General features: G+C 66.6%; 19 protein-coding genes. 10 read left to right on the top strand and 9 right to left on the bottom strand.

The annotated features are described in order from the left end of the window. Window positions 1–74: 74 nt before the first annotated feature. The 3 genes from R9X41_RS17120 (at window position 75) to R9X41_RS17110 (ending at window position 4,369) form a co-directional block, all read left to right on the top strand. On the top strand, window positions 75–2,495 hold the full coding sequence (locus tag R9X41_RS17120) for a membrane-bound PQQ-dependent dehydrogenase, glucose/quinate/shikimate family (RefSeq protein WP_318631649.1): 2,421 nt from the start codon (window positions 75–77) through the stop codon (window positions 2,493–2,495). A 30-nt stretch (window positions 2,496–2,525) separates the two neighbouring features. Beyond that, entirely contained in the window at window positions 2,526–3,542 is a 1,017-nt protein-coding gene (locus tag R9X41_RS17115; RefSeq protein ID WP_318631648.1) for a zinc-dependent alcohol dehydrogenase family protein, read from the top strand. 68 nt (window positions 3,543–3,610) lie between these two features. Further along, on the top strand, window positions 3,611–4,369 hold the full coding sequence (locus R9X41_RS17110) for an SDR family NAD(P)-dependent oxidoreductase (RefSeq protein ID WP_318631647.1): 759 nt from the start codon (window positions 3,611–3,613) through the stop codon (window positions 4,367–4,369). Window positions 4,370–4,387: 18 nt separating this feature from the next. On the opposite strand, the gene R9X41_RS17105 is transcribed toward R9X41_RS17110, so the two are convergent. The 3 genes from R9X41_RS17105 to R9X41_RS17095 all read right to left on the bottom strand — a co-directional run bounded on the left by R9X41_RS17105 (window position 4,388) and on the right by R9X41_RS17095 (window position 7,181). Continuing rightward, window positions 4,388–5,281, bottom strand: coding sequence for a LysR family transcriptional regulator (locus R9X41_RS17105; protein ID WP_318631646.1), 894 nt, complete (start codon window positions 5,279–5,281; stop codon window positions 4,388–4,390). A 349-nt stretch (window positions 5,282–5,630) separates the two neighbouring features. Continuing rightward, complete coding sequence (locus R9X41_RS17100; protein WP_318631645.1) at window positions 5,631–6,044, bottom strand: hypothetical protein; 414 nt, start codon at window positions 6,042–6,044, stop codon at window positions 5,631–5,633. Window positions 6,045–6,305: 261 nt separating this feature from the next. Then, the gene (locus R9X41_RS17095) at window positions 6,306–7,181 is read right to left on the bottom strand and encodes a c-type cytochrome (RefSeq protein WP_318631644.1); all 876 of its coding nucleotides are present in this window, start codon (window positions 7,179–7,181) and stop codon (window positions 6,306–6,308) included. A gap of 82 nt (window positions 7,182–7,263) precedes the next feature. Here R9X41_RS17095 and R9X41_RS17090 point away from each other — a divergent pair, with 82 nt between their 5' ends. The 5 genes from R9X41_RS17090 to R9X41_RS17070 all read left to right on the top strand — a co-directional run bounded on the left by R9X41_RS17090 (window position 7,264) and on the right by R9X41_RS17070 (window position 12,852). Then, a complete protein-coding gene (locus R9X41_RS17090; RefSeq protein ID WP_318631643.1) occupies window positions 7,264–7,677 on the top strand; it encodes a c-type cytochrome in 414 nt (137 codons plus the stop codon). A 20-nt stretch (window positions 7,678–7,697) separates the two neighbouring features. Further along, complete coding sequence (locus R9X41_RS17085) at window positions 7,698–8,633, top strand: cytochrome c oxidase subunit II (protein WP_318631642.1); 936 nt, start codon at window positions 7,698–7,700, stop codon at window positions 8,631–8,633. Next, window positions 8,630–11,179 (top strand): cbb3-type cytochrome c oxidase subunit I, encoded by a 2,550-nt coding sequence (locus R9X41_RS17080; protein WP_318631641.1) that lies wholly within the window; start codon window positions 8,630–8,632, stop codon window positions 11,177–11,179. The genes R9X41_RS17085 and R9X41_RS17080 overlap by 4 nt, the downstream gene beginning before the upstream one ends. Further along, window positions 11,176–12,108, top strand: coding sequence for a YihY/virulence factor BrkB family protein (locus R9X41_RS17075; RefSeq protein WP_318631640.1), 933 nt, complete (start codon window positions 11,176–11,178; stop codon window positions 12,106–12,108). Before R9X41_RS17080 ends, R9X41_RS17075 begins: the two co-directional genes overlap by 4 nt. A gap of 243 nt (window positions 12,109–12,351) precedes the next feature. Beyond that, the gene (locus R9X41_RS17070) at window positions 12,352–12,852 is read left to right on the top strand and encodes a DUF421 domain-containing protein (RefSeq protein ID WP_318631639.1); all 501 of its coding nucleotides are present in this window, start codon (window positions 12,352–12,354) and stop codon (window positions 12,850–12,852) included. Window positions 12,853–12,948: 96 nt separating this feature from the next. Here the strand turns inward: R9X41_RS17070 and R9X41_RS17065 are convergent, their stop codons facing one another. The 6 genes from R9X41_RS17065 to R9X41_RS17040 all read right to left on the bottom strand — a co-directional run bounded on the left by R9X41_RS17065 (window position 12,949) and on the right by R9X41_RS17040 (window position 18,738). Further along, window positions 12,949–13,845 carry an SDR family oxidoreductase gene (locus R9X41_RS17065; protein ID WP_318631638.1) on the bottom strand — a complete coding sequence of 299 codons (897 nt, stop codon included), beginning with the start codon at window positions 13,843–13,845 and terminating at the stop codon, window positions 12,949–12,951. A gap of 205 nt (window positions 13,846–14,050) precedes the next feature. Further along, window positions 14,051–14,749 carry an SDR family NAD(P)-dependent oxidoreductase gene (locus tag R9X41_RS17060; protein WP_318631637.1) on the bottom strand — a complete coding sequence of 233 codons (699 nt, stop codon included), beginning with the start codon at window positions 14,747–14,749 and terminating at the stop codon, window positions 14,051–14,053. 109 nt (window positions 14,750–14,858) lie between these two features. After that, window positions 14,859–16,499: a histidine kinase famiy protein gene (locus R9X41_RS17055; protein ID WP_318631636.1), complete on the bottom strand. Its 1,641-nt coding sequence runs from the start codon at window positions 16,497–16,499 to the stop codon at window positions 14,859–14,861. A 278-nt stretch (window positions 16,500–16,777) separates the two neighbouring features. Next, window positions 16,778–17,170, bottom strand: a complete 393-nt coding sequence (locus R9X41_RS17050; RefSeq protein ID WP_318631635.1) for a hypothetical protein — start codon at window positions 17,168–17,170, stop codon at window positions 16,778–16,780. A gap of 19 nt (window positions 17,171–17,189) precedes the next feature. Beyond that, the gene (locus R9X41_RS17045) at window positions 17,190–17,738 is read right to left on the bottom strand and encodes a hypothetical protein (protein ID WP_318631634.1); all 549 of its coding nucleotides are present in this window, start codon (window positions 17,736–17,738) and stop codon (window positions 17,190–17,192) included. Between the two features lie 376 nt (window positions 17,739–18,114). Next, on the bottom strand, window positions 18,115–18,738 hold the full coding sequence (locus tag R9X41_RS17040; RefSeq protein ID WP_318631633.1) for a hypothetical protein: 624 nt from the start codon (window positions 18,736–18,738) through the stop codon (window positions 18,115–18,117). A gap of 322 nt (window positions 18,739–19,060) precedes the next feature. Here R9X41_RS17040 and R9X41_RS17035 point away from each other — a divergent pair, with 322 nt between their 5' ends. Next, window positions 19,061–20,215 carry an SMP-30/gluconolactonase/LRE family protein gene (locus R9X41_RS17035; RefSeq protein ID WP_318631632.1) on the top strand — a complete coding sequence of 385 codons (1,155 nt, stop codon included), beginning with the start codon at window positions 19,061–19,063 and terminating at the stop codon, window positions 20,213–20,215. A 216-nt stretch (window positions 20,216–20,431) separates the two neighbouring features. Further along, window positions 20,432–22,099 carry a histidine kinase famiy protein gene (locus tag R9X41_RS17030; RefSeq protein ID WP_318631631.1) on the top strand — a complete coding sequence of 556 codons (1,668 nt, stop codon included), beginning with the start codon at window positions 20,432–20,434 and terminating at the stop codon, window positions 22,097–22,099. Window positions 22,100–22,105: the final 6 nt, after the last annotated feature.

The raw sequence follows: 22,105 nt of genomic DNA, 5'->3' as shown, positions 1-22,105 counted from the left end.
ATCTGGTGGCGCGCTGAGCGACCGGTCCGTTTGATTCCATCCGTGCTTTTTATTCCTTCGAGGACCGACTCTCCATGAACCACGCGCCTCCCATCGCCAACCGCCCGCCCAAGCTGCCGATCGGCCTGCGCATTGCCTGGGTCGTGCTGGGCCTGCTGATCCTCTGCATGGGCCTGTTCCTGATGGCGGGCGGCTCCTGGCTGGTGAAGCTTGGCGGCTCACCTTATTTCGCCGTGGCCGGCGCGGGGCTGGTCGTGTCTGGCGTGCTCCACCTGCTGCGCCGCCGCACGGGCAGTTGGCTTTATTTGGCGGTGCTGTTGGCCAGCATCGTCTGGGCCATCCGGGATGCAGGCCTGGCGTTCTGGCCGCTGTTCTCGCGCCTGCTGGCGCTGTCGGTGGTCGCCTTGCCGGTACTGGTGTTGATGCCTGCCGCCAGGCCTGCTGCCAATGACGTCAGCTCGCCCGCCATGCGCCGCGGCGCCTGGGGCGCGGCGGCGGCGACCTTCGTCGCGCTGTTGGCAACGCTGTACGTGTCGCTGCAGCCCATGCCGATCCGGTCGGCACAGAACGCGCCCGCGCCCCTGGCCGGCACTGCCGTGGCGCCATCGCGTGTGGGTGAGTGGCGCTACTGGGGCAGCACACCTTCGGGGACACGATTCGCGCCGCTCGACCAACTGACGCCGCAGAACGTAGCCGGCCTGCAAGTGGCCTGGACTTACCGCACCGGCGAAGTGCCCAAGGGCATGCAGGGCCACGTGGTGGTGCCGCTGCAGGTGGGCCGCATGCTCTACGGCTGCACCCAGTCGAGCCGCCTGTTCGCCCTGGATGCGGAAACCGGCAAGGAAGTGTGGAGCCACGAAACCCGGTCGGCGGCCAACAACGTCTACCCGCGCTGCCGGGGCGTGGCCTACCACGATGCCTCCGCCGCGCCCGAGGTACCCCGGGCCGACGGCACGCCGCAGGCCGCTGCCGCCTGCACCCGCCGCATCGTCTCGACCACGGTGGATGCGCGCATCGTCGAAGTCGACGCACTCACCGGCGAACCCTGCACCGACTTCGGCGACCAGGGCAGCGTGAGCCTGCGCATCGGCATGGGCGACGCCAACCAGGAGCTCTACTTCCCAACGGCCGCACCCACGGTGATGCGCAACCTGGTGCTGGTTGGCGGGTTGGTATGGGACAACCAGCGGGTCGGCGAGCCCTCCGGCGTGGTACGGGCATTCGACGTGTTCACCGGCAAGCTGGTCTGGGCCTGGGACCTGGGCAATCCCGACATCACCACGGTGCCGCCGGAAGGCCAGACCTATACCCGGGGCACGCCCAACGTGTGGTCGACTCCCGCTTTCGACGAGAAGCTGGGCCTGGTCTACCTGCCCACCGGCAACGCCACGCCCGACTTCTGGGGCGGTCACCGCAGTGAAGCCGACGACAAGTATTCGTCGTCCATCGTAGCGCTGGACATCGCCACCGGCCGAGAGCGCTGGCACTTCCAGACGGTGCATCACGACCGCTGGGACTACGACGTGCCCTCGCAGCCGGCCCTCTACGATGTACCGGACGGCAAGGGCGGCACGGCGCCCGCGCTGATCCAGACGACCAAGCGCGGCCAGATCTTCATGCTTGACCGGCGTGACGGCAAGCCTATTGCCGCAGTGGAAGAACGCCCGGTTCCGCAGGGCGGTGTGGCCGACGACCGCTCGCCGCCGACCCAGCCTTATTCGGTGGGCATGCCCTCCATCGGTACCGAGCCGTTGAGTGAAAAGCGCATGTGGGGCCTGACGCCGTTCGACCAGCTGATCTGCCGTATCAAGTTCAAACAGGCGCGCTACGAGGGCGAGTTCACCCCGCCGAGCGAGCGGCTCACCATCCAGTACCCAAGCTGGCTGGGCGGCATGAATTGGGGTTCGGCTTCCATCGCCGAGAACCTCGGCTACATGATCGTCAACGACACGCGCGTGCCGATCACCAACCGAATGATTCCACGCAAGGCGTACGACGCCAGGCAACTGGAGAACGGCGGCCACGAGGGAAGCGCGCCGCAGGACGGTACGCCCTGGGGCATCGAGCAACAGCGTTTTCTCTCGCCGCTGGGCATTCCGTGCCAGGAGCCGCCTTACGGCACGCTCACTGCGATCGACCTGTCCACCCGCGAGGTGGTCTGGCAGGTGCCGCTGGGCACCACCGAGGCGACCGGCCCGTGGGAGATCCCCACGCACCTGCCGATTCCCATCGGCATGCCGACGCGTGGCGGACCCGTCACCACGGCGAGCGGTCTGATCTTCATGGCCGGCACCCAGGACCCGTACCTGCGCGCCATGGACGTGCGCACGGGCCGCGAGCTTTGGAAGGGCCGGCTGCCAGTCGGCGCCGAAACAACGCCCATGACCTACCGCTCGCCTGAGAGCGGCCGCCAATTTGTGCTGATCAGTGCGGGCGGCAACTCTGTGAGCAAGGTCAAGGGAGATTTCATCGTGGCATTCGCCCTGCCGAAGTAGGGCGGCGCCGGAACATCCGGGAGAACACCCATGAAAGCAGCCGTCCTGCACGGCCCGCGCGACCTGCGCGTGGAAGAGCGCGCCGATCCGCGCATCGAAAAACCCACCGACGCCATCATCCGAGTGGCGGCGGCCTGCGTCTGCGGTTCCGATCTGTGGCCCTACCGAGGCATCCAGCCGATCGGCGAGCCGATGCCCATGGGGCACGAATACTGCGGTGTGATCGAGGAAGTGGGCAGCGAGGTGCTGGCCCTGCGGCCGGGTCAGTTCGTGGTGGGCTCCTTCTTCGCCTCCGACAACGTCTGCCCGGTGTGCACCTACGGTTATCCGTCGTCGTGCCAGAACGCCGAATTCGTCGGTGGCGCGCAAGCGCCGCTGCTGCGTGTGCCGCTGGCGCAGGGCACGCTGGTGCCGGTGCGGGGCATGCCGCGCCCGGAGATGATTCCAGGTCTGTTGGCCACCTCCGATGTGCTGGGAACGGGCTGGTTCGCCGCGCTGGCCGCGCAGGTCAGGCCGGGCGGCACGGCGGTCGTGGTGGGCGACGGCGCGGTCGGTCTGCTCGGCGTGATGTCGGCGCGGCAGATGGGCGCCGGCCGGATCATCGCCATGAGCCGACATGCCGACCGCCAGGCGCTGGCCCGCGAGTTCGGTGCGACCGACATCGTGGTCGAGCGCGGCACCGAAGGCGTGGCCCGCATCCAGGAACTGACGCGCGGCATCGGCGCCGACTCCGTGCTCGAGTGCGTCGGCACGCAGGAATCGATGCTCCAGGCGATCGATTGCGCACGTCGCGGTGGTCACGTGGGCTTCGTCGGCGTACCGCACGGCATTCAGCTCGACGTCGCCAAGCTATTTTCCGAGCACGTACATCTGCACGGCGGCCCGGCGCCGGTGCGACGCTACCTGCCGCATCTGATCGAGCTGGTGTGCAGCGAAAAGATCGACCCCGGCCGCGTCTTCGATTTGACGCTGCCCTTGAACCGGGCCCACGAGGCCTATCGCGCGATGGACGAACGCCGTGCCATCAAGGTCTTGCTGCGGACTTGAGACCCCGATCGCCCCCCTTTTTTCAACGCCCTCATCAAAGGGCTGATTCCCAGCAGAAAGACTCCAACATGAATCCGACATATGACTTCAGCGGCCAGGTGGCCCTGGTGACCGGCGCTGCCGGCGGCATGGGCCTGGCAACCGCCCAGGGTTTTGCCCGCTCGGGCGCTGCGGTGGTGATCGTCGATCGCCACGCCGAAAAGATCGAGGCCGCCGCCGCCGCACTGCGCGAGGAAGGCCGCCGTGTCATCGGCATCGCCTGCGACGTTTCTGACGAAGCGCAGGCCAAGGCCGCCGTGGATCGCACCGTGGCCGAGTTCGGCCGGCTCGACATGGCTTACAACAACGCCGGCATCCTGGGCCCGATGTGCGAGATGACCGAGGAAACCGCCGAGGGCTACGACGCGGTGCAGGCGGTGAACCTGCGCGGCGTCTGGACTTTCATGAAGCACGAGCTGTTGCAGATGAAGAAGCAGGGCCGTGGCGCCATCGTCAACTGCTCTTCGCTCGGTGGCCTGGTTGGCTTGGCGGGCCGCGCTGCCTACCACGCCAGCAAGCACGGCGTAATCGGCCTGAGCAAGGCCGCCGCGCTCGACGTAGCGGCCAAGGGCATCCGCGTCAATGTGGTCTGCCCCGGCTGCATCGACACGCCGATGGGCGACGAGATCGATCCGGCTGCGATGAAGGAGTTTCTGAAGCTGCAGCCGATCGGCCGCATGGGACGCCCCGAAGAGGTGGCTGCTGCCGTACTGTGGCTGTGCAGCCCGGCTGCCAGCATGGTGCTGGGCGTGGCGCTGCCGGTGGACGGCGGCTTCGTCGCCTGGTAAGTGATTCGCTGGCGCGCCTCAGGCGCGCCAGCGAATAGCGTCGATCACCAGCCCGAGCGCACGCGACGACTGCCGCCGGCTTGGGTAGTAGGCGTGTAGACCGGGAAAGACCGGGCACCAATCGGCCAGCACTGATTGGAGCCGGCCCGCCTGCAGATAGGGCAGGGTGAGGTCTTCTGGCAAGAACGCCAGGCCGCAGCCCGAGAGGGCAGCATTGAGCATCTGATAGGCGCCATTGAAAACCGTTTGCCCGGAGATGCGCACCTGCATCTCGCGACCTTCCTTTTCGAGCTCCCAGGCGTAAAGGCCGCCGCTGCTGGCCAAGCGCAGGCCGATGCAGCTGTGCTGCGCCAGGTCCTGCGGCGTTAACGGTACGCCGTGCGCGGCCAGGTAGCCCGGCGCGGCGACGATGGTCTGTTTCAGGTCGGGCGCCAGGCGCACCGCGATCATGTCTTTAGCCACCTGGTCGCCCCAGCGCACGCCAATGTCGAAGCGGTCGGCCACGATGTCGACCATGCGGTAGTCGGTGCTGATCTCAACCTGCAGTTCGGCATAGGTCTGAAGCAGCGGCGCCAGGCGCGGCCAGAGCAGGCTGTCGACCGCGTAGTCGATGGCGGTAATACGAATGGTGCCCTTAATCTTGGTTCCCATCTCGGTTACGGCCATTACTTCAGCGTCAATTTCATCGAATCGTGGAGCAACCGTCTCGAGCAAGCGCTCTCCCGCCTCGGTCGGCAAAACGCTTCGAGTGGTGCGGGTTAATAGACGAACTCCCATCCGGGATTCGAGGGACCGGATGCTATGGCTCAGCGCGGACTGCGAAACACCCATCTTGGCGGCGGCTTTGGTGAAACTACACTCCCGCGCCACAGCGATGAAAGCCAGAAGTTCGCTGAACGAGTCACGATTCATAGAGATGCCCGGTGAGGGAATTGGAAGCTGCTGAAGATGACGCCCATTTTGGGTGAAGCATCGCGACCGCGAAGGCTTTACCCGGGATGGCTTTTAGCTGGCTTTTGTCGATGTTTCGAGCGCAACATTCTCAATGCGATTGATGCACGCTCGGTACCCTGAATCAGGGCAGCCATTTTCGGCATGGATGCAGACCGCACGATGTACTTTAAGGCGTAGCAGCATGGAGGAGGTCCGGCGTGACTTAACGGGCGAGGAGCCATCCTGACAAAAAAACAAAGTAAAAAAGCTAAAAACCTTCTGTCGGGACCCCGTTCAGTGGCGACGGAATTCAATGTTTGTCGACGCGTCAGCCCAAAATGAATTTCGACCAGTCCCCCATCATTGCTCGTCGCTTTTCTAGCGCGTCTCCACGTCGGTTCGCTTCCTCAGTCTTGTTGCTGAACGTGTGAGCCAGAGCAGCTTCCGCGAGGTCTCGCGGGTAATGCGTGCGGTTGCCCGCCCAGTTCCTGAAAGTCGAGCGGAATCCATGCTTTGCCTCGATGAATTCCTCAACGCAACTATCAAAAGTCTTATCAATCGCTTGTTGGGCATTGATGGCGCTGCGTTGTTGTTTGTGAACGGGAAGGGGGTCAGCTGCCGCTTTGGCCGACTTATGCGTTTCGCGGGCTTTCTCGCGTGCTTCCGCAAGCCCGATTCCTGGATAAGCCCCCCAAAGCCAATGTCGTGCCTGGTCTCGCCGATCTTGATCCGCAAGACCCACCCTCGATGTCCCGCGCTTACACGCAAGTGAAGGCCCGCAACACCCCCGACGGCATAACGGACCAAATTTTCTACCAGTAATTGAAAAAATAAACATTTCGTATTTTCAAGGACGTCTTTGGACAAAGGTCCTACACATACCGCTTCCACCAAGATTGCCGAACTCGACACGACGCGTGCTGACACCGAGCGCTTGGTCGTGGCGCGGCGAGCATGGCATGCAAGCAGCAGGCCCACGTCCGCGATGAACACCAGCGCCGACTCAACGCAACGCCGCGAGGTAGGCCGCGATATCCAGGGCGTCCTGAGCACTGAGTCCCATGGCGGGCATGGCCGTGCCGGGTTTGACGGCGTCGGGTTCGCGTAGCCAGCGCGCCAGGTTCTCGGACGTGTTGGGCAGCACGCCGGCGACGGTGTCGCGCCGGCCGAAGTCGCCCAGTGGGGGCCCGACATGCGTTTCTGAACCTGTGATGCCGGGAATCACATGGCAGGCGTTGCAGGCCTTTTGATACAGCAGTTTTCGGCCCTGCTCCACATCGCCGCCGCGGGTGGCGGGGCCGACACGACGCTCTGTTCCGCAAGCGGATAGGAAACCGGCCTGTTGCACCGCGTCTGCGCGCCGGATGGCCTGCCGGTAGTCCTGCACACTCAGATGAGGCAACTGCTGGAGAAATGCGACCACGGACCAGATCTCCTCCTCGCTCAGGTGCATCTCCCACGCCGGCATGCCACTCATGCGGATGCCCTCGCGGGTGACCCAATAGAGTTCGCGCGGCTCCCAACGCCGGGCTGCGTCTATCAGCGGTCCCGGCAGCGGTTGCATGCTCTGGCCAATATCGGACTGGGCCACGCCCGGCGCCCCGTGGCACTGCACGCATTTGTCGCGGAAGCAGGCGGCGCCGCGCAAGGCCAAGGTGCGGTCGTCCAGCGGTGGCACCTGCACTTGGCGTGCATGGCGGCGCACCGATTGCTCCATGGCGCGTTCGAGCACGGCATACGCCGGCTTCCAGTGTTGCCGCAGCGCACTCACGTCGTAGAGCCCGCCTTGCACCACGGCGAAGGCCGCCAGCGTCGCCATGAAGCCCAGGGCGGCCAGGGTGGCCAATACGGTCGCGACGATGGTTCGGCGTGGAGGCATGGAGCGATTCTGTCGATGAGTTTCGGCCGATCTCGTTGCATTTGGTTCGGTCTGGCCATCGCCCGGATTCCACAATGGCCGCATGTCCCATCAACGCCCCTCCCGCCGCCGTTTGCTCATGGGTGCGGCGTTGGTGGGCTGCCTGTTGTCCGTCTCGATGGTGTCGGCTGGTGGCAAGGCGCCGGTTCCGGCGGAGACCGACCGGACCCCCTCCATCGGCAATGCCGCGCGCGGCGCCCGCCTCGTGGCGCAATACCAATGCGGCGCCTGCCATGTGATTCCGGGCATCGCCGCGGCGCGTGGCGGGACCGGTCCGAGCCTGCAGGATTTCGGGGCGCGCAGCTACATCGCCGGCCGCATTCCGAATCGTGCGGACTGGCTGGTGGCGTGGCTGCAGCAGCCCTCGGCCCTGGTGCCCGGCACCACCATGCCCGACATGGGCGTGCCGCTGCAGGACGCCCGCGACATGGCGGCCTGGCTGGACACCTTGCGCTGAGAGCGCTCGCCGATCACGCCATGTCCCTACCGAACGCCGGCACCCTCGTACTGTCGCCCGCCGGCCCTGCTGCCGCAGCGATCGCCGAAGTTTCCTGGGTGCTGATGCTGTGCGCCGCCGCATTGTTCACCGGCACCATGGTGTTGCTGGGGATGGCCTTGCGTCGGCGTGCCGGCCGCATCCGGCCGATGTGGTGGCTGGCCGGCGGCGGGCTGGTGCTGCCGGCCGTGGTGCTGACCGCACTGTTCGTCTACGGCATGGAACGCGCGCCGCCCTGGGGCCAGGCGCCGCCGCCGGGCGCGATGGTGGTGTCGATCACCGGGCGCATGTGGTGGTGGGAGATCCGCTACCGCGATCCCGCCACCGGCGCGGACGTCGTTACCGCCAACGAACTCCGGCTGCCGGTCGGCCGCCCCGTCTACTTGGGGCTGTCGAGCCGCGAGGTGATCCACAGCCTCTGGATTCCCGAGCTGGGCGGCAAGATGGACATGGTGCCCGGCCGTACCAATCATCTGTTGCTGCAGGCGTCGCGGCCGGGGGTGTTCCGCGGACAGTGCGCCGAATTCTGTGGTGAGGCCCATGCCCGCATGGCCCTGCATGCGGTGGCACAGCCGCAGGCCGATTTCGACGCGTGGCTGGCAGCGCAGGCCAAGCCTGCGATGTCACCCGCCACCGAGCGGCTGCAGGCTGGACTGCAGGTCTTTCAGGCGCAGAAATGCGCGGCCTGCCACACGGTGCGGGGCGTGGCCGAGGGCGCACGGCTGGGGCCGGACCTGACCCATGTGGGCAGCCGCCTGCACCTGGCGGCCGGCACGCTGCCCAACGACGCTGCTTCCATGGCGCGCTGGCTGGCCCATGTACAGGCCATGAAACCCGGTGCCCGCATGCCGGCCTACGAGCGTTTGCCAACGACCGAACTCGATGCACTGGCCGCGTGGCTGGGTTCCCTGCGATGAACAAAAAAAGCGGCACCGACGACACGACGCCCCGGCGACCCATCAGCCGCCTGCCGCGACCTCCGGGCGAACGCGAGGCGCTGGAGAGAGCCTGGGCGCCGCCGCCGGCCGGGTGGCGCCGGCTGGCGGCGGTCAACAACACGCATGTCGGGCTGTTCTACATCGCCACCGCGCTGCTCTTCTTTCTTCTGGCCGGTGTACTGGGGCTGATGATGCGGGCGCAGCTCGCAGTGCCGGAGGCCGAACTGCTCTCGGCGGGCACCTACAACCAGGTCTTCACCATGCATGGCACGGTGATGATGTTCCTCTTCGCGGTGCCGGTGGTGGAGGCGCTGGCGGTGTATCTGCTGCCGGGCATGCTGGGCGCGCGCGACCTGCCGTTCCCCCGCCTGTCGGCCTATGCCTTCTGGGCCTACGCCATCGGCGGCATCGTCTTCTTCTGCACCATCTTCTTCGGCGCATCGCCCGACGGCGGCTGGTTCATGTACCCGCCGCTCACCGGCAAGGAGCATTCGCCCGGGGTGGGCGCCGACTGGTGGCTGCTGGGCATCGGTTTCATCGAGATCTCGGCGATTGCCGGTGCGATCGAACTCATCATCGGCGTGCTCTTCACCCGCGCGCCGGGCATGAGCCTGTGGCGCATGCCGGTGTTCGCCTGGGCCATGCTGGTGACGGCATTGATGATCGTATTCGCCTTCCCGGCCATCATCGCCGGCACGCTGTTGCTGGAGCTGGAGCGTGCGGCCGACTGGCCGTTCTTCATTCCCGCGCGGGGCGGCGATCCGCTGCTGTGGCAGCACCTGTTCTGGTTCTTCGGACACCCGGAGGTCTACATCATCTTCCTGCCGGCGGCAGGCATGGTGTCGATGATGGTGCCCGCCCTGGCGCGCACGCCGCTGGTGGGCTACCGCTGGGCGGTGGCGGCGTTGTGCGGCGTGGGCTTGCTGAGCTTCGCGCTCTGGGTGCACCACATGTTCAGCGCGGGGCTGGGCAGCTTCTCGATGTTCCTGGTGTCGGCCGCGAGCTTCGCGGTGGCCGTGCCCAGCGCCGTGCAGATCTTCGCGTGGATCGGCACCTTCTGGCGCGGCCAGGTCCAGGGCAACACCCCGACGCTGTTCCTGGTGGGCTTTCACGCCATCTTCGTGCTGGGCGGGCTCACCGGCATCATGGTGGCGGTACTGCCTTTCGACTGGCAGGTACACGACAGCTACTTCATCGTGGCCCACCTCCACTACGTGCTCATCGGCGGCATGGTGTTCCCGGTATTCGCCGGGCTGTACTACTGGGCGCCGCTGGTGAACGGACAGCGCCTGTCCGAGCGCCTGGGCCGCTGGAGCTTCGGGCTGATGTTCGCGGGCTTCAACCTGGCCTTCTTTCCCATGCATATCGCCGGCCTGATGGGCATGCCGCGCCGGGTGTACACCTATGCCTCGGGGCTGGGCTGGGAGCTGCCCAACCTGCTTTCCACCGTCGGTGCATTCGTCTTCGCGGCCGGGGTGGCGCTGTGCCTGGGTGATCTGGTGCGCACGCTGGCGCGCCGGAGCGGCCCGCATCGCGACCCCTGGCAGGCCCCCTCGCTGGAATGGGTGGCGGGCGACGACTATGGCGTGCGCAGCATTCCGCAGGTCGATTCTCGCGAGCCGCTCTGGCAGCGGCCCACGCTGGCCCGCGAGATCGAGGACGGCGCCCACTGGCTGCCCGGCACCGTGTTCGGCGGCCGCGAGACGCTGGTGACCAGCGTGCGGGCCGCTCGGCCGCAGCAACTCCTGTTGCTGCCGACCGATGGCTGGCTGCCTTTCATCGCCGCCGCCGGCACCGCGGGCTTCTTCCTGCTGCTGACCGTGGCCATGGTGCTTCCGGCCCTGCTGTGCGGGGCCCTTGCCATTGGCTGCATCGTGGGCTGGTTATGGCAGTCCGACCGCGCTGCGCCCCAGGCCCGCGCCGAGGTGGGCGACGGCGTGTGGCTGCCCACCCAGCGCACCGGCCGGCAATCGCATTCCTGGTGGGCGGTGGTCATTCTGCTGTGTGTGGATGCGAGCGTGTTCGCCTCGATCGCCTTCGCCCACCTGCATGTGTCGATGGCCGCGGTGGTCTGTCCGCCGCCCGGTGCCGCGCTGCCGGCGCTGGCGGCGCCCGCCGGGGCGGCGGGCCTGTGGCTGATGGCGTCGGCGGCCATGGGCTGGGCGCGGCGAAGGCTGGCGCGGCATCCGGCAGGGCAGGGCGGTCTGCGGGCGGCGATGGCGTTGGCATGGGTCGGCGCCGTGGGCGGCATGGTGCTGATGGTGTGGTCCCATGCGGAGGCCGGACTGGCCCCCAAGGCAGACGCCTGGAGCGCTACGGTGGCCGCGCTGCTGGGGTGGCAGGCCTTTCACGTACTGGTGCTGGCTGTGATGGCGCCCTATGTGCTGGCGCGGTCGTGGACCGGCCTGCTGCAGCCGCGCGCGCGCGCCACGCTCGACAACATCGTGCTCTTCTGGCACTACGTGACGGCGCAAGGCGTGGCGGGCGCTGCGCTGGTGCAGTTCCTGCCGGAGTGGATGGCATGAGGCACGGCATGCACCTGCTGCGGCAATGCTGGACCCGCGTCAGCGATTCGGTGATGGCAGTGCCCGGCCTGCGGGTGCTGCTGCGGGCCATTCGCAACTACGTGCTGCATCAAAGCGCCAACCAGGCCGGCAGCCTGGCCTTCTCGTCGGTGCTGGCGATGTTTCCACTGCTGTTGCTGCTGTCGGCCACCGCGGCCTACATCGGCGAACCGGGCGACGCCGCCGCACTGGCCAAGCGAGTTGTCGATTACGCGCCGGCGCTGGTGCGCGAGGCCCTGGAACCCGTCATCCGCCAGGTGCTGGCGCAACGCAACCAGGCGCTGGTCACCATCGGCGTTCTCATCACGCTGTGGACGGCGTCCTCGGGCATGCAGGCGGTGCGCACCGCGCTCAACCGCTCCTATGGCATCCAGCGCGGGCTGCCGTTCTGGAAGGCGCGCATCAAGGTCACGCTGTTCACCATCGTCGTCGGGCTGGGTGTGGTGGCCACCTTCAGTTCGGTCATCGTCATGCCCTATGTGTGGCAGTGGCTGCAGGCCCACCTGGGCATCGGCCATGAGACCGCCTGGATGCGTGACACGGTGCGCTACGGCACGGCCTTCGCGGTGCTGGTGGTGTTGTACGCGCTGATGTATGCCTGGCTGCCCGACGCCCCCCAGCGACTGCGCACGGTGGTGCCGGGCGCCATCGTGGGCGCGTTGCTCTGGGTGGCCGCCGCCGCCACGCTCTCCTACACCCTGGGCTCTGCCGGCAAGCTGGCGCTGGTGTATGGCAGCTTCGCGGGTGTCACGGCCACGCTGGTGTTCCTCTACGTCAGCGCCACCACGCTCATTTACGGCGCTGAGGTCAACGCGGTGCTGGGCGAAAAGGCGCAAACGTCGCCGGATGGCAGCGACACGGTACATGGCGGGCAGGATCGCCGGCTCTAGAGGCGACCGGCCCGGGCAAGGGATGAGCAAACGCAGGTTGTCATGGAGGCACTGCATGAATCAGCGCGTACGGGCCGCTCCGCCAGGAAGGCAGAAGGCCGCGGCAGCCTCGTCGGGCACGGCGCATGACGCGCGGCGCTCAACGATGCTGATCGTGGACATGGTGAGCTGCCGGGATCGGGGCCGTTGGCGGTCGGACTTTTCGCATCCGGTGAAACCCACGACGCTGCAAGGAGCGCAATCATGAATCTTCCCGCTCTCGACCTGGAAGGCATGCTGACCTTCACGCTTTCGCCGTGGGAGTTGATGCTGCGCGGAACCGTGATGTTCTGGTTCCTGCTGTTGATCTTCCGCTTCGTCCTGCGCAGGGACATGGGCGACGTGGGCGTCTCCGACTTCCTCTTCGTCGTCATCCTGGGCGATGCCGCGCAGAACGCCATGATCGGGGACGGCACCTCGACCTTGGACGGCATGGTCCTCATCGGGACGCTCGTCGCGTGGAACTTCGGCCTGGACTGGCTGGGGTACCGCGTGCCTGCGGTGGAGCGGTTCGTGTCGGGCAGCCGCATCTGCCTGGTTCGGCACGGTCGATTGCAGAGGCGCGCCCTGCGCCGCGAATACATCACCGAGGAGGATGTGATGGCGAAGCTCCGCGAAGAAGGCCTGGAGCGGCTGGACCAGGTCAAGCTCATGAATCTGGAGACGGACGGGCAGATCAGTGTGGTGAAGGTACGCGACGTTTGATGGAGAAGCCGGCGTGGCGACCATGTTGCCGCGCGACCGGCGATCTCTGCCATGCAGCTCGTCCGTGGAAAAAGTGGACCGAGCACATTCCATTGGTCACGGCGTGACCATCCCACCGTTCACGTTCAAGGTCTCGCCCGAGACATAGCTCGATTCTGCGGAGGCCAGGAACACGTAGGCGGGCGCGAGTTCGGCGGGCTGACCGGAACGCTGGTAGGTACTCTCATCGTCGAATGCCTTCATCTGCTCGTCGGACACACCGCCCGAGACCTGCAGCGCCGTCCACACCGGCCCGGGCGCGACCACGTTCACCCGAATACCGCGTGAAGCAACCTGCTGCGCGAGGCCCTTCGAAAAATTATTGATGGCTGCCTTGGTGGCCGCGTAATCCAGACGTTCCGGTGATGGCTTGTAGGCCTCCAGCGACGCGGTGTTGATGATGCTGGCGCCCGCCGACATGTGGGCCAGCGCGGCCTTGGTGATCCAGAAATTCGCGAACACGTTCGTGCGGAACGTCAACTCGAATTGCTCGTCGGACAAATCCGCAATGTGCGCGACGGCCACCTGCTTGCCGGCGTTGTTGACGAGGATGTCGAGCCCGCCGAGAAAGCCGACCGCTTCGGTGACGAGCGCACGGCAGCGACCGGCGTCGGTGATGTCGACGGCGATCGCGTGCCCCTTGGTGCCAGCCTGCTCTATGTGCCCCAGGATGTGAGCGGCGTCCTCCTGCTCGGCAGGCAGGTGCACGATCACGACGTCGGCGCCCTCGCGGGCGAACGCGATGGCGACCGCACCGCCGATTCCGGAGTCGCCGCCGGTGATCAAGGCCTTGCGCCCGGCGAGGCGCCCGCTGCCGCGATAGGTCTTCTCGCCCAGATCGGGCACTGGCGTCATCCGCGCCTGAACGCCGGGCACCGGCTGGTGTTGCACGGGTGGTTCCACACGACCGTACTGCTCGACGGGATTCTGGAAGCTGTATTGATCACGAGACATGTATTCCTCAGAGATGGGTGAATAAGTGCGGGCACGGGTGCATCCAACTCTGTGAACCATCTCGGCAGATGCGACGTCAGTCGAATGCCGAAGAGGCTGTCGGTATCGTCGGCAGCCGGGACGGCCAGCTGCCGACCACGAACGACGGATCCTGCTTCGGGGTGGACGTCCGGCCGCGCAGGGGCGACCTGTCGACCGTCCGAACTCACCAGGGCAGACACTGGCCGTCGTAGGCCCAGAAACCACCGCTGTATTCCGGCTGCAGGCTATCGAGCAGCGTCAACAGCTCTCGGGCCGCCACGCTGGCGGGCCGGCCGATCTGTGCGCCCCGGAACGGCGCGGACAGGGCCGAATCGACGGTCCCCGGGTGCAGGGCTGCCATTACGCAGTGGGGATGGGTGCGTCTCGTCTCGATGGCCGCTGTCTTCACCACCATGTTCAGCGCCGCCTTGGACGCCCGGTAGCTGTACCAGCCGCCCAGGCGGTTGTCGCCGATGCTGCCCACCTTGGCCGACAGCACGGCCAACACGCTGCGCTCCCCGCGCACGAGTTGGGGAGCGAAGTGCGCCAGCGCCAGGGTGGGCCCGATGGTATTGACCGCAAAACTGGCCGCCATGTGTTGCGCGTCGATATCGCCGAGACGCTTTTCGGGGCCGCCCGTCGGGCCCTGCAACATGCCGGTCGCCACGATGACCAGATGCCAGGGGCCGTCAGCGCGTACCGCTTCAGCGGCTCGGCCGATGCTGGCCGCATCGGCGAAATCGATGGACGGTGTGCTGCCGCGTCCCAGCGCCAGCACCTGGCGGCATTTCGGGTCTGCGCGCAGCTCGGCGACCAGGGCGGCGCCGATGGCGCCGGAGCCTCCGATCACCAGCGCGCGATAGCCGGCAGGAAATGATGGCATGGCAACTCGATTCGGGAACGGAAGCAGGCACCAGTGTGCCGGTGTGCGCATTCGGTGCCAAACCCGGCCGCGGGTATCGGCCGCTGACCCGACCGGTCGTCCGCCGGGGCTAGGTCGATGCGCTTTGCAGGTCGAGCACGCGCCGCACCTTGCGCGCCAGTTCGGACAGGCGGTAGGGCTTCTTGAGGATTTCGAACTCGTGGCTCTGCTCCCGCTCGCCGGTGTCGCCCGTCGACGCATAACCCGTCGTCAGGATCACCTTGATGCCCGGCAGCCTCGCCTGGAGCTCGCGCGCCAGCACGAAACCGTTCATGCCGCCGGGCATGATGATGTCGGAGAACAGCAGGTCGGGCGCCTGGTCCAGCGCGGGGCCGTCGACGAGTTCCAGCGCTTCCTTGCCGCCGTTGGCCACGTACACCCGGTAGCCGAGGCCTTCGAGCATGTCGCGCGACAGTTCGGCCACTTCGTGCCGGTCGTCTACCACCAGGATGGTCTCGTCGCCGCCCAGGTCGGGATCCCGCGGCACCACCTGCTTGTCTGCGTGCAGCACGTCCTTGGTGGCGGGGAAGTACAGCCGAACCGTGGTGCCGATGCCGACTTCACTGTAGAGGTGGGTCGCGCCACCGGACTGTTTGGTGAAGCCGTAGACCATGGACAGACCCAGTCCCGTGCCCTTGCCTTCTTCCTTGGTGGTGAAGAAGGGGTCCATGACCCGGCTCACGATTTCAGGCGGGATTCCCGAGCCCGTGTCGGTGATGGAGATGCATACGTAGTCGCCGGGCGCCAGGTCGGGGAAGTGGCGGTGGTCTTCGGTTTCCACGCGCTGGTTGCCGGTCTTGAGGGTGATGCGGCCACCGTCGGGCATGGCGTCGCGTGCGTTGACCAGGACGTTCAGGATGGCGAGCTCGAGCTGCACCGTGTCGAGCCGGCAGTTGTCGAGGCCGGAAGCGAAGACCGTGTTCAGCTCGACGGTGCCGCCGAAGGTCCGCTCCACCAGATCCGAGAGGCTGCGGATGACCGCGTTGAGATTGACGACCCGGCCTTCCAGACGCTGCTTGCGGGAGAAGGCCAACAGTTGCTGCGTGAGGGTGGCGGCCTTGGAAACGGCGCTTCGCATGTTGCTGCCGATGCGCTTCACGCGCTCGGGTGTCGCCTGTCCGCGATCGGCACTGGCCATGAGCAGGTCCACATGTCCCGACATCACCTGGAGCAGGTTGTTGAAGTCGTGCGAGATGCCGCCGGTGAGTTGGCCGAGCGCTTCCATCTTCTGGGCCTGGGCGAGGCTTTCTTCGGCGTCCCGGCGCCGGCTGACGTCCAGCTGCGAAGCGAAGAAGAAGACGAGCTCCTTGTTGCGGTTGTAGACCGGCGAGATGTAGAGCGCATTCCAGAAGCTGGAGCCGTCCTTGCGGTAGTTCAGGATCTCGACCGTGATCTCCCTCCGGTTGGCGATGGCCTCGCGGATGGCGGCCACCTTGGCACGATCGGTGTCGGGGCCTTGCAGGAACCGGCAGTTGGTGCCGATGACCTCTTCTGCCGTGTAGCCGGTCATGGAGGCGAAGGCACGGTTGCTGAAGACGATGGGGTTGTCCGCCTGGCGAGGGTCGGTCACCAGCATGGGCATGCGGGTGGTTTCGATTGCGGCGAAGAAGATGTCGTCCCGGTGTTCCTGGATGGAGCTGGCCAGGGAGCCTTGTTCGGATACTTCGGGTGCGTGCGAGCCCCGGATGGGCGGCTTCTCGTCAATGGCCATGTTGCGTGGGCGACTGCTGCGAAAACGGTGGTCAGGCGGTGCGGTGCTTGCACGTCGTGAATGAAGCGGCAGCACGGTGGTGGCAGCTTGCTGCCGCGCGGAAGGTTACACAGGCCACGCATGTCTTTTGACATACGGTCACGCATGCGGCATAGGGCGGTTGGGACCGTTCGCACGACTGGCGTCGCGCCTGGCCGAAAAGACCGCGTCCATCGTTGGCGATCGAATCGATCGGTGATTGAGCGAGCGTGGCGAATACGGTCGTGTTGGTGGCCGTCTCAGCCCACCAGTTCGCCGACGCCGCAATCGCAGGACGGGTTCCCATTGGCGGCTTTCGCCTGCCGGCCGGCGCAGGAGTGGCAGAAGCACCGGCTGCAGGCGGTGCAGAGCGCGATGTTTTCGAAGCGGTATCGCTCTCCGCAGCGCACGCAATACTCCGGCTCGGAGAACCAGGCATCGAGCCAGCCCGCTTCCTGCGCCGCTTCGCTGGCGAGCCGGTATTCCCGCAGGGACTCGCCGATGATGGCCGAACGGGCGCCGGCACTGGCGAGCCATGCGCGCAAGGCGATCAGGCGACGACCGCTCGCGAGCAGTGAGGGGGCGCGGTCGGCGTCGCGCCATTGCACCGCGGCGCGCTGGAAACGCACGGCCGTCGAATCGTCGAAAGCCACCACCCGGTCGGCGTCCGGCTCAGCGGCGCTTCTGGAATATGGCCCGGCACAGCCGCACCGCGCGCGGCCGGCCCGCGACGAGGCGGTACCAGAGGGTGGTGAGGACCAGGCTCGCCAGGCCGATCGTCATCGACGCCACGGCCAGCGATCCGGTGATGGCGGCCAGCGGGCCGGTCATGAACGGGGCGTCGTTCAGGGCCGCCCGCACGAGGCCCCGCACCGCCACGGCGGCGATCAGGGCATCGGCGAACAGCAGGCAGGCCAGCGCGAGCCGGTTGGCCACCAGCCAGCGGCCGACCGGTGTCGCCGCCAGCACGCCGAAGATGAGCAGTGCCGGCACCAGCAGGTGGGCGGCAAGCCGCACCGAATGACGCTGCAGCAGCGAGGGCTCGACCTGCCAGCCGAGCAGCGCCATCAGGGCATTCGACAGGTGGTCGAATCCGCCGGCGGTCTGATTGAGCAAAAGTCCCAGCGGCAGCGCGACGATGGCGATCGTCGTCGGCGAGTTTCCGGGCAGGCGGGGCTCGGATGCCGGTGGTGGTGGTGAAGGGGCGATCGGCAAAACCATGTTCTTCTACGGTGCCCCGATTATCGAATCAGCGCTTTTGGTCGATTATGCGAGGGCGTGGCGAGAATAAGAGAAGGTGATTTCAGCGCCGGCCGGTGCCGCTGCAGGATCCGCAGCGAACATATTCATGGCCGCTTTCGCTGCCGCGTGCGTTGCACGCATAACACCTGGCATACGGGCTGTCGTCATAACCCGTCTTGCCCGACCCACCGCAGCTGGAACAGGTACGGGTGACATACTCCAATCGGCGGCCTTCGCCGTCGCAGTAACTGCATTTCTCCTCCGATCCCATCCGACCCTCCTTCGTTGATAGCAAATCGGGTGAATAATGCATCGGTGCTGCATGCATTAATCGGCTCGCGCCCTTTTAATCAGTTTATCCAAAACTTTCTTTCGCGCCATACTCAGATTTGGTGATGACGGCCGAATATCCACGCGCCGGCGCAGACCCCATCCATCGCGAACCGCTGCCGCGGTCAGAGCGGGCCCGAGGCCGCCCGAGCGCGCTCCGGCGACGGTCCGGCGACGGTCCGGCCGAGCGGCTCGGCTGCATGGCGACGGGCAATGCCACCAGCGGTTTGTCGGCCCACTCGCGGATCGCCGGCACGATGCCCTCGTGCAGCCGTAGCCCGCGCTCGGCGTGCGTGGCCGCCAGCGGGTAGCCACGCTCGCCGGGCAGCCGTACCGGCCGCCGGGCATCCATCGGCCGCGCGGCATGGCACTGGCGCGCCACCTTGCCGACCGGGCGCTCGAACCCCGGCAGTCCGGCAAAGGCGGCCGGGTCGATCACCTGCAGGAACACGGTGGCGCCCCAGCCTTCGTTTGGGTCGGCGCGGCCATGGTCGGCGCGGCCACCGACGGCGGCGTTGGCGATCATCACCCACCGGCCGCAGGCGCTGTCGCGGCGGCGCAGGCGTTTCTGGGCGCGCTGACGAGCAGCGGTGATGCCCGGATCCAGGCCCTCGGCCTGCTGCGGGGCGGTCGTCGTAATTGGTAACAAAACCGAAGCTTCGCGCGTTTAGACTCCGCGCCGCTGTGTGCCCGAGTGGTTGAAGGGGAAGCACGCAAGAGTGTCCGCCGCGGCGCGTGAGAGGGCCAGGGCGACGGACCACCCGGGTTCGAATCCCGGCACAGCCGAATGAAAGCCGCCTCCCAGGCGGCTTTTTCGTGGGCGGATGGGGCTCGTGAAACCGCCCGCGTCGTGGCGCAGACCGTTCGCAACCGACTCGGTCAAAAGCCTTGGGCTGACAACTCGGGCAACCGGGGGCCTCTAGGTTTCGGGGCTCTTTCCTTCGATCTCTCATCGCCCGATGCCTGCTCCCATGTCCCTCCCACTTTTTGGTCGCCACCGCGCCACGCTGTCCCTCGTCGGCTGTGCCGTGGCCGTCTCCCTGCTCGCGGGCTGCGCCCAGCCCGGACCATCGTCCATGCCGCCTCCTTCGACCGCCGTCCCTGGCCAGTTGCAGGAGCTCGCCCGCTTCGACCACCAGGTCACCGGTGTGACGGTTTCGCCGGCCAACCGCATCTTCGTGAACTTTCCGCGCTGGACCGACGACGCGCCGGTGTCGGTCGCCGAGGTGCTGCCCGACGGGCGTGTCCGGCCGTTTCCCAACGAAGAATGGAACGCCTGGCGCAATGCCCGCAAGGACGAGATGACCGCCGCCGACCACTTCGTCTGCGTGCAGAGCGTGGTGGTCGACCACCAGGGTTATCTCTGGGCGCTCGACGCCGCCGCGCCCGCGCAAGGGCCGGTGGTGCCGATGGGCCCCAAGCTGGTGAAGATCGACCTGAGCAGCGACCGGGTCGTCAAGACCATCGCTTTCGACGAGAAGATCGCGCCGCATGGCAGCTACCTCAACGACGTACGCTTCAGCACCGATGGCAAGACGGCTTACATCACCGACTCCGGCGCCCGGGGCGCGATCGTGGTGGTCGACCTGGTGCAGGGCACCGCGCGGCGGGTGCTCGACGGCCATGCCAGCACCCAGGTCGACAAGACGGTGCAGGTGAAGGCCGACGGCCAGGTGCTGCGCCGGCCGGACGGGCGCGGCGTGGAGTTCTCGGCCGACGGCATCGCGCTGTCGGTCGACGGAACCATGCTGTATTGGCAGGCCATCAAGGGCAAGACGCTCTACCGCGTGCCGACCCGTGCGCTGGGCGATGTATCCGCCGCACCGCGCCTGCCGTCGATGGTGGAAACAGTGGGCGAGAACGGCCCGGTCGACGGCATGCTGTTCGGCCGCGACGGACGGTTGTTCCTGACCTCGCCGGAAGACGATTCGGTGAAGGTTCGCGACAGCAACGGCGGCCTGCGCGTGCTGGCGCAAAGCCCCGCATTGCGTTGGCCGGACACCATGGCGCAGGGTGCGGACGGCACGCTCTATGTCACGGCGTCGCGCATCCAGGACATGAGCTGGTACAAGCCCGGCAGTCCGAATTCGCTGCCGACGACGCTGTTCAGGATCACCAATCCCTGAGCGACGGCTCTTCTCCGATTCAGCGGAACAACCGGGAAATCGTCCTGCAAGCCGTTCGGGCGATTCCCCGCGTTTCACGTGTCGGCGCCATGGGCAATCTGAAACTGTCGCAATGCAAGCGCATGCCCGAGCGGACGCCGGGCCTGCTGACGCCTTCTGCCCGGGGTGCGCGACCATTCCGCAGGGCGAGGGCATGTTTCCATCGGCCCGTCGAAGATGAGTCAGTTCGCCAAGCCTCCGCAACCCAATCCCATTCAGCCACCGCGCGTCGAGGTCGAGCACAAGGCCGGCGACCAGCTGCGCCGGCACAAGGACGACATCTTTTTCGCCGCGATCGAGACGACCCGCATGCCGATGATCGTCACCGACCCGCGTCAGCCGGACAACCCGATCGTTTTCGCCAACCGCGCATTCCTGTCGATGACCGGCTATACCGAGGCTGACATCGTCGGCAGGAACTGCCGTTTGCTGCAGGGGCCGGCGACCGACCGCGAGACCATCCGGTCGATCCGCGAAGCCGTGGCGGACCGGCGCGAGCTCAACACCGAGGTGCTGAATTACCGCAAGGACGGCTCGTCGTTCTGGAACGCTCTGTTCATCTCGCCGGTCTTCGACGCCGACCGCACGCTGGTGTACTTTTTCGCGTCCCAGCTCGATGTGAGCCGTCGACGCGACGCCGAGGAGTCGCTGGCGCAGGCACAAAAAATGGAGGCGCTGGGGCAGCTCACCGGCGGCATCTCGCACGATTTCAACAACCTGCTGCAGGTCATGCGTGGCCACATGGACATCACGCGCATGCGGCTGCAGAAGATCGGAACACCGGAGCTCGAACCCACGCTCAAGAGCATCGAGAGTGTGCAGCAGGCCATCGGCAAGGCCGCGACGCTCACCCAGCATTTGCTCGCCTTTTCACGCAAGCAGCGCCTGCAGGGGAGGGTGATCAATCTCAACATCACCGCCGGCGCGGTGAAGGAACTGGTGCAGCAGACCCTGGGCAATGGCATCGAGGTGTCGGCGCGGTTGGCGCCCGAGCTCGCCAACTGCCAGGTCGACCCGACGCAGCTCGAAGTAGCCCTGCTCAATGTGCTGATCAACGCGCGCGACGCCATGCCCGATGGCGGGCAGATCACGGTCAAGACATCCAATGTGCTCGTTGAAGTACAGGACTCCGCCGCCTTCCACGGCCTGGCACCGGGCGCCTATGTGTCCTTGTCCGTGAGCGACTCCGGCAACGGCATTCCCGCCGCAATGATCGGCCGGGTCATGGAGCCGTTCTTCACCACCAAGGACGAAGGCAAAGGCACCGGGCTCGGGCTGTCGATGGTGTATGGCTTCGTCAAGCAATCGGGCGGCACGGTGCAGATCTATTCGGAGGAGGGCGTCGGCACAACGGTGCGCATGTACTTTCCGGCAGCTTTCTCGCCACTTGCCGAAAAGTCTTCCCAGCCGCTGCACGGACTGGAGATTCGCGGCGGCTCAGAAAAGATTCTGGTGGTCGACGACCGGGTGGAGGTTGCCCAGCTCGCGCACGACGCACTCCAGAACCTCGGTTACGACGTGCAGATGGCGCACCACGGGCGGGAGGCGCTCGACCTGGTCGCCGCGCTCCCGTCCGAGGACCGCCCGCACATGCTGTTTTCCGACATCGTCATGCCCGGCGGCATGAATGGCTACGCCCTGGCACGGGAAATCAGGCGACTCATACCCGACGTTCGCATCCTGCTGACGACCGGCTACGAGGGCGAGGAGAACTTCGCCGACGCCAACGGCAGCGCCGAATTCGACGTGCTTCGCAAACCGTATCTGGTGGCCGACCTCGCACGCAAGGTCAGGACCGTGCTCGACGGCGCGACCGGCGCCAATCTGCACTCCAACCGGCGGTGAGGCGAG

Source organism: Xylophilus sp. GOD-11R (genome assembly GCF_033546935.1).
Classification (GTDB): Bacteria; Pseudomonadota; Gammaproteobacteria; order Burkholderiales; family Burkholderiaceae_C; genus Xylophilus.
Note: the sequence above shows the minus strand (reverse complement) of the source record. Positions and strands in the feature narration are given on the sequence as shown.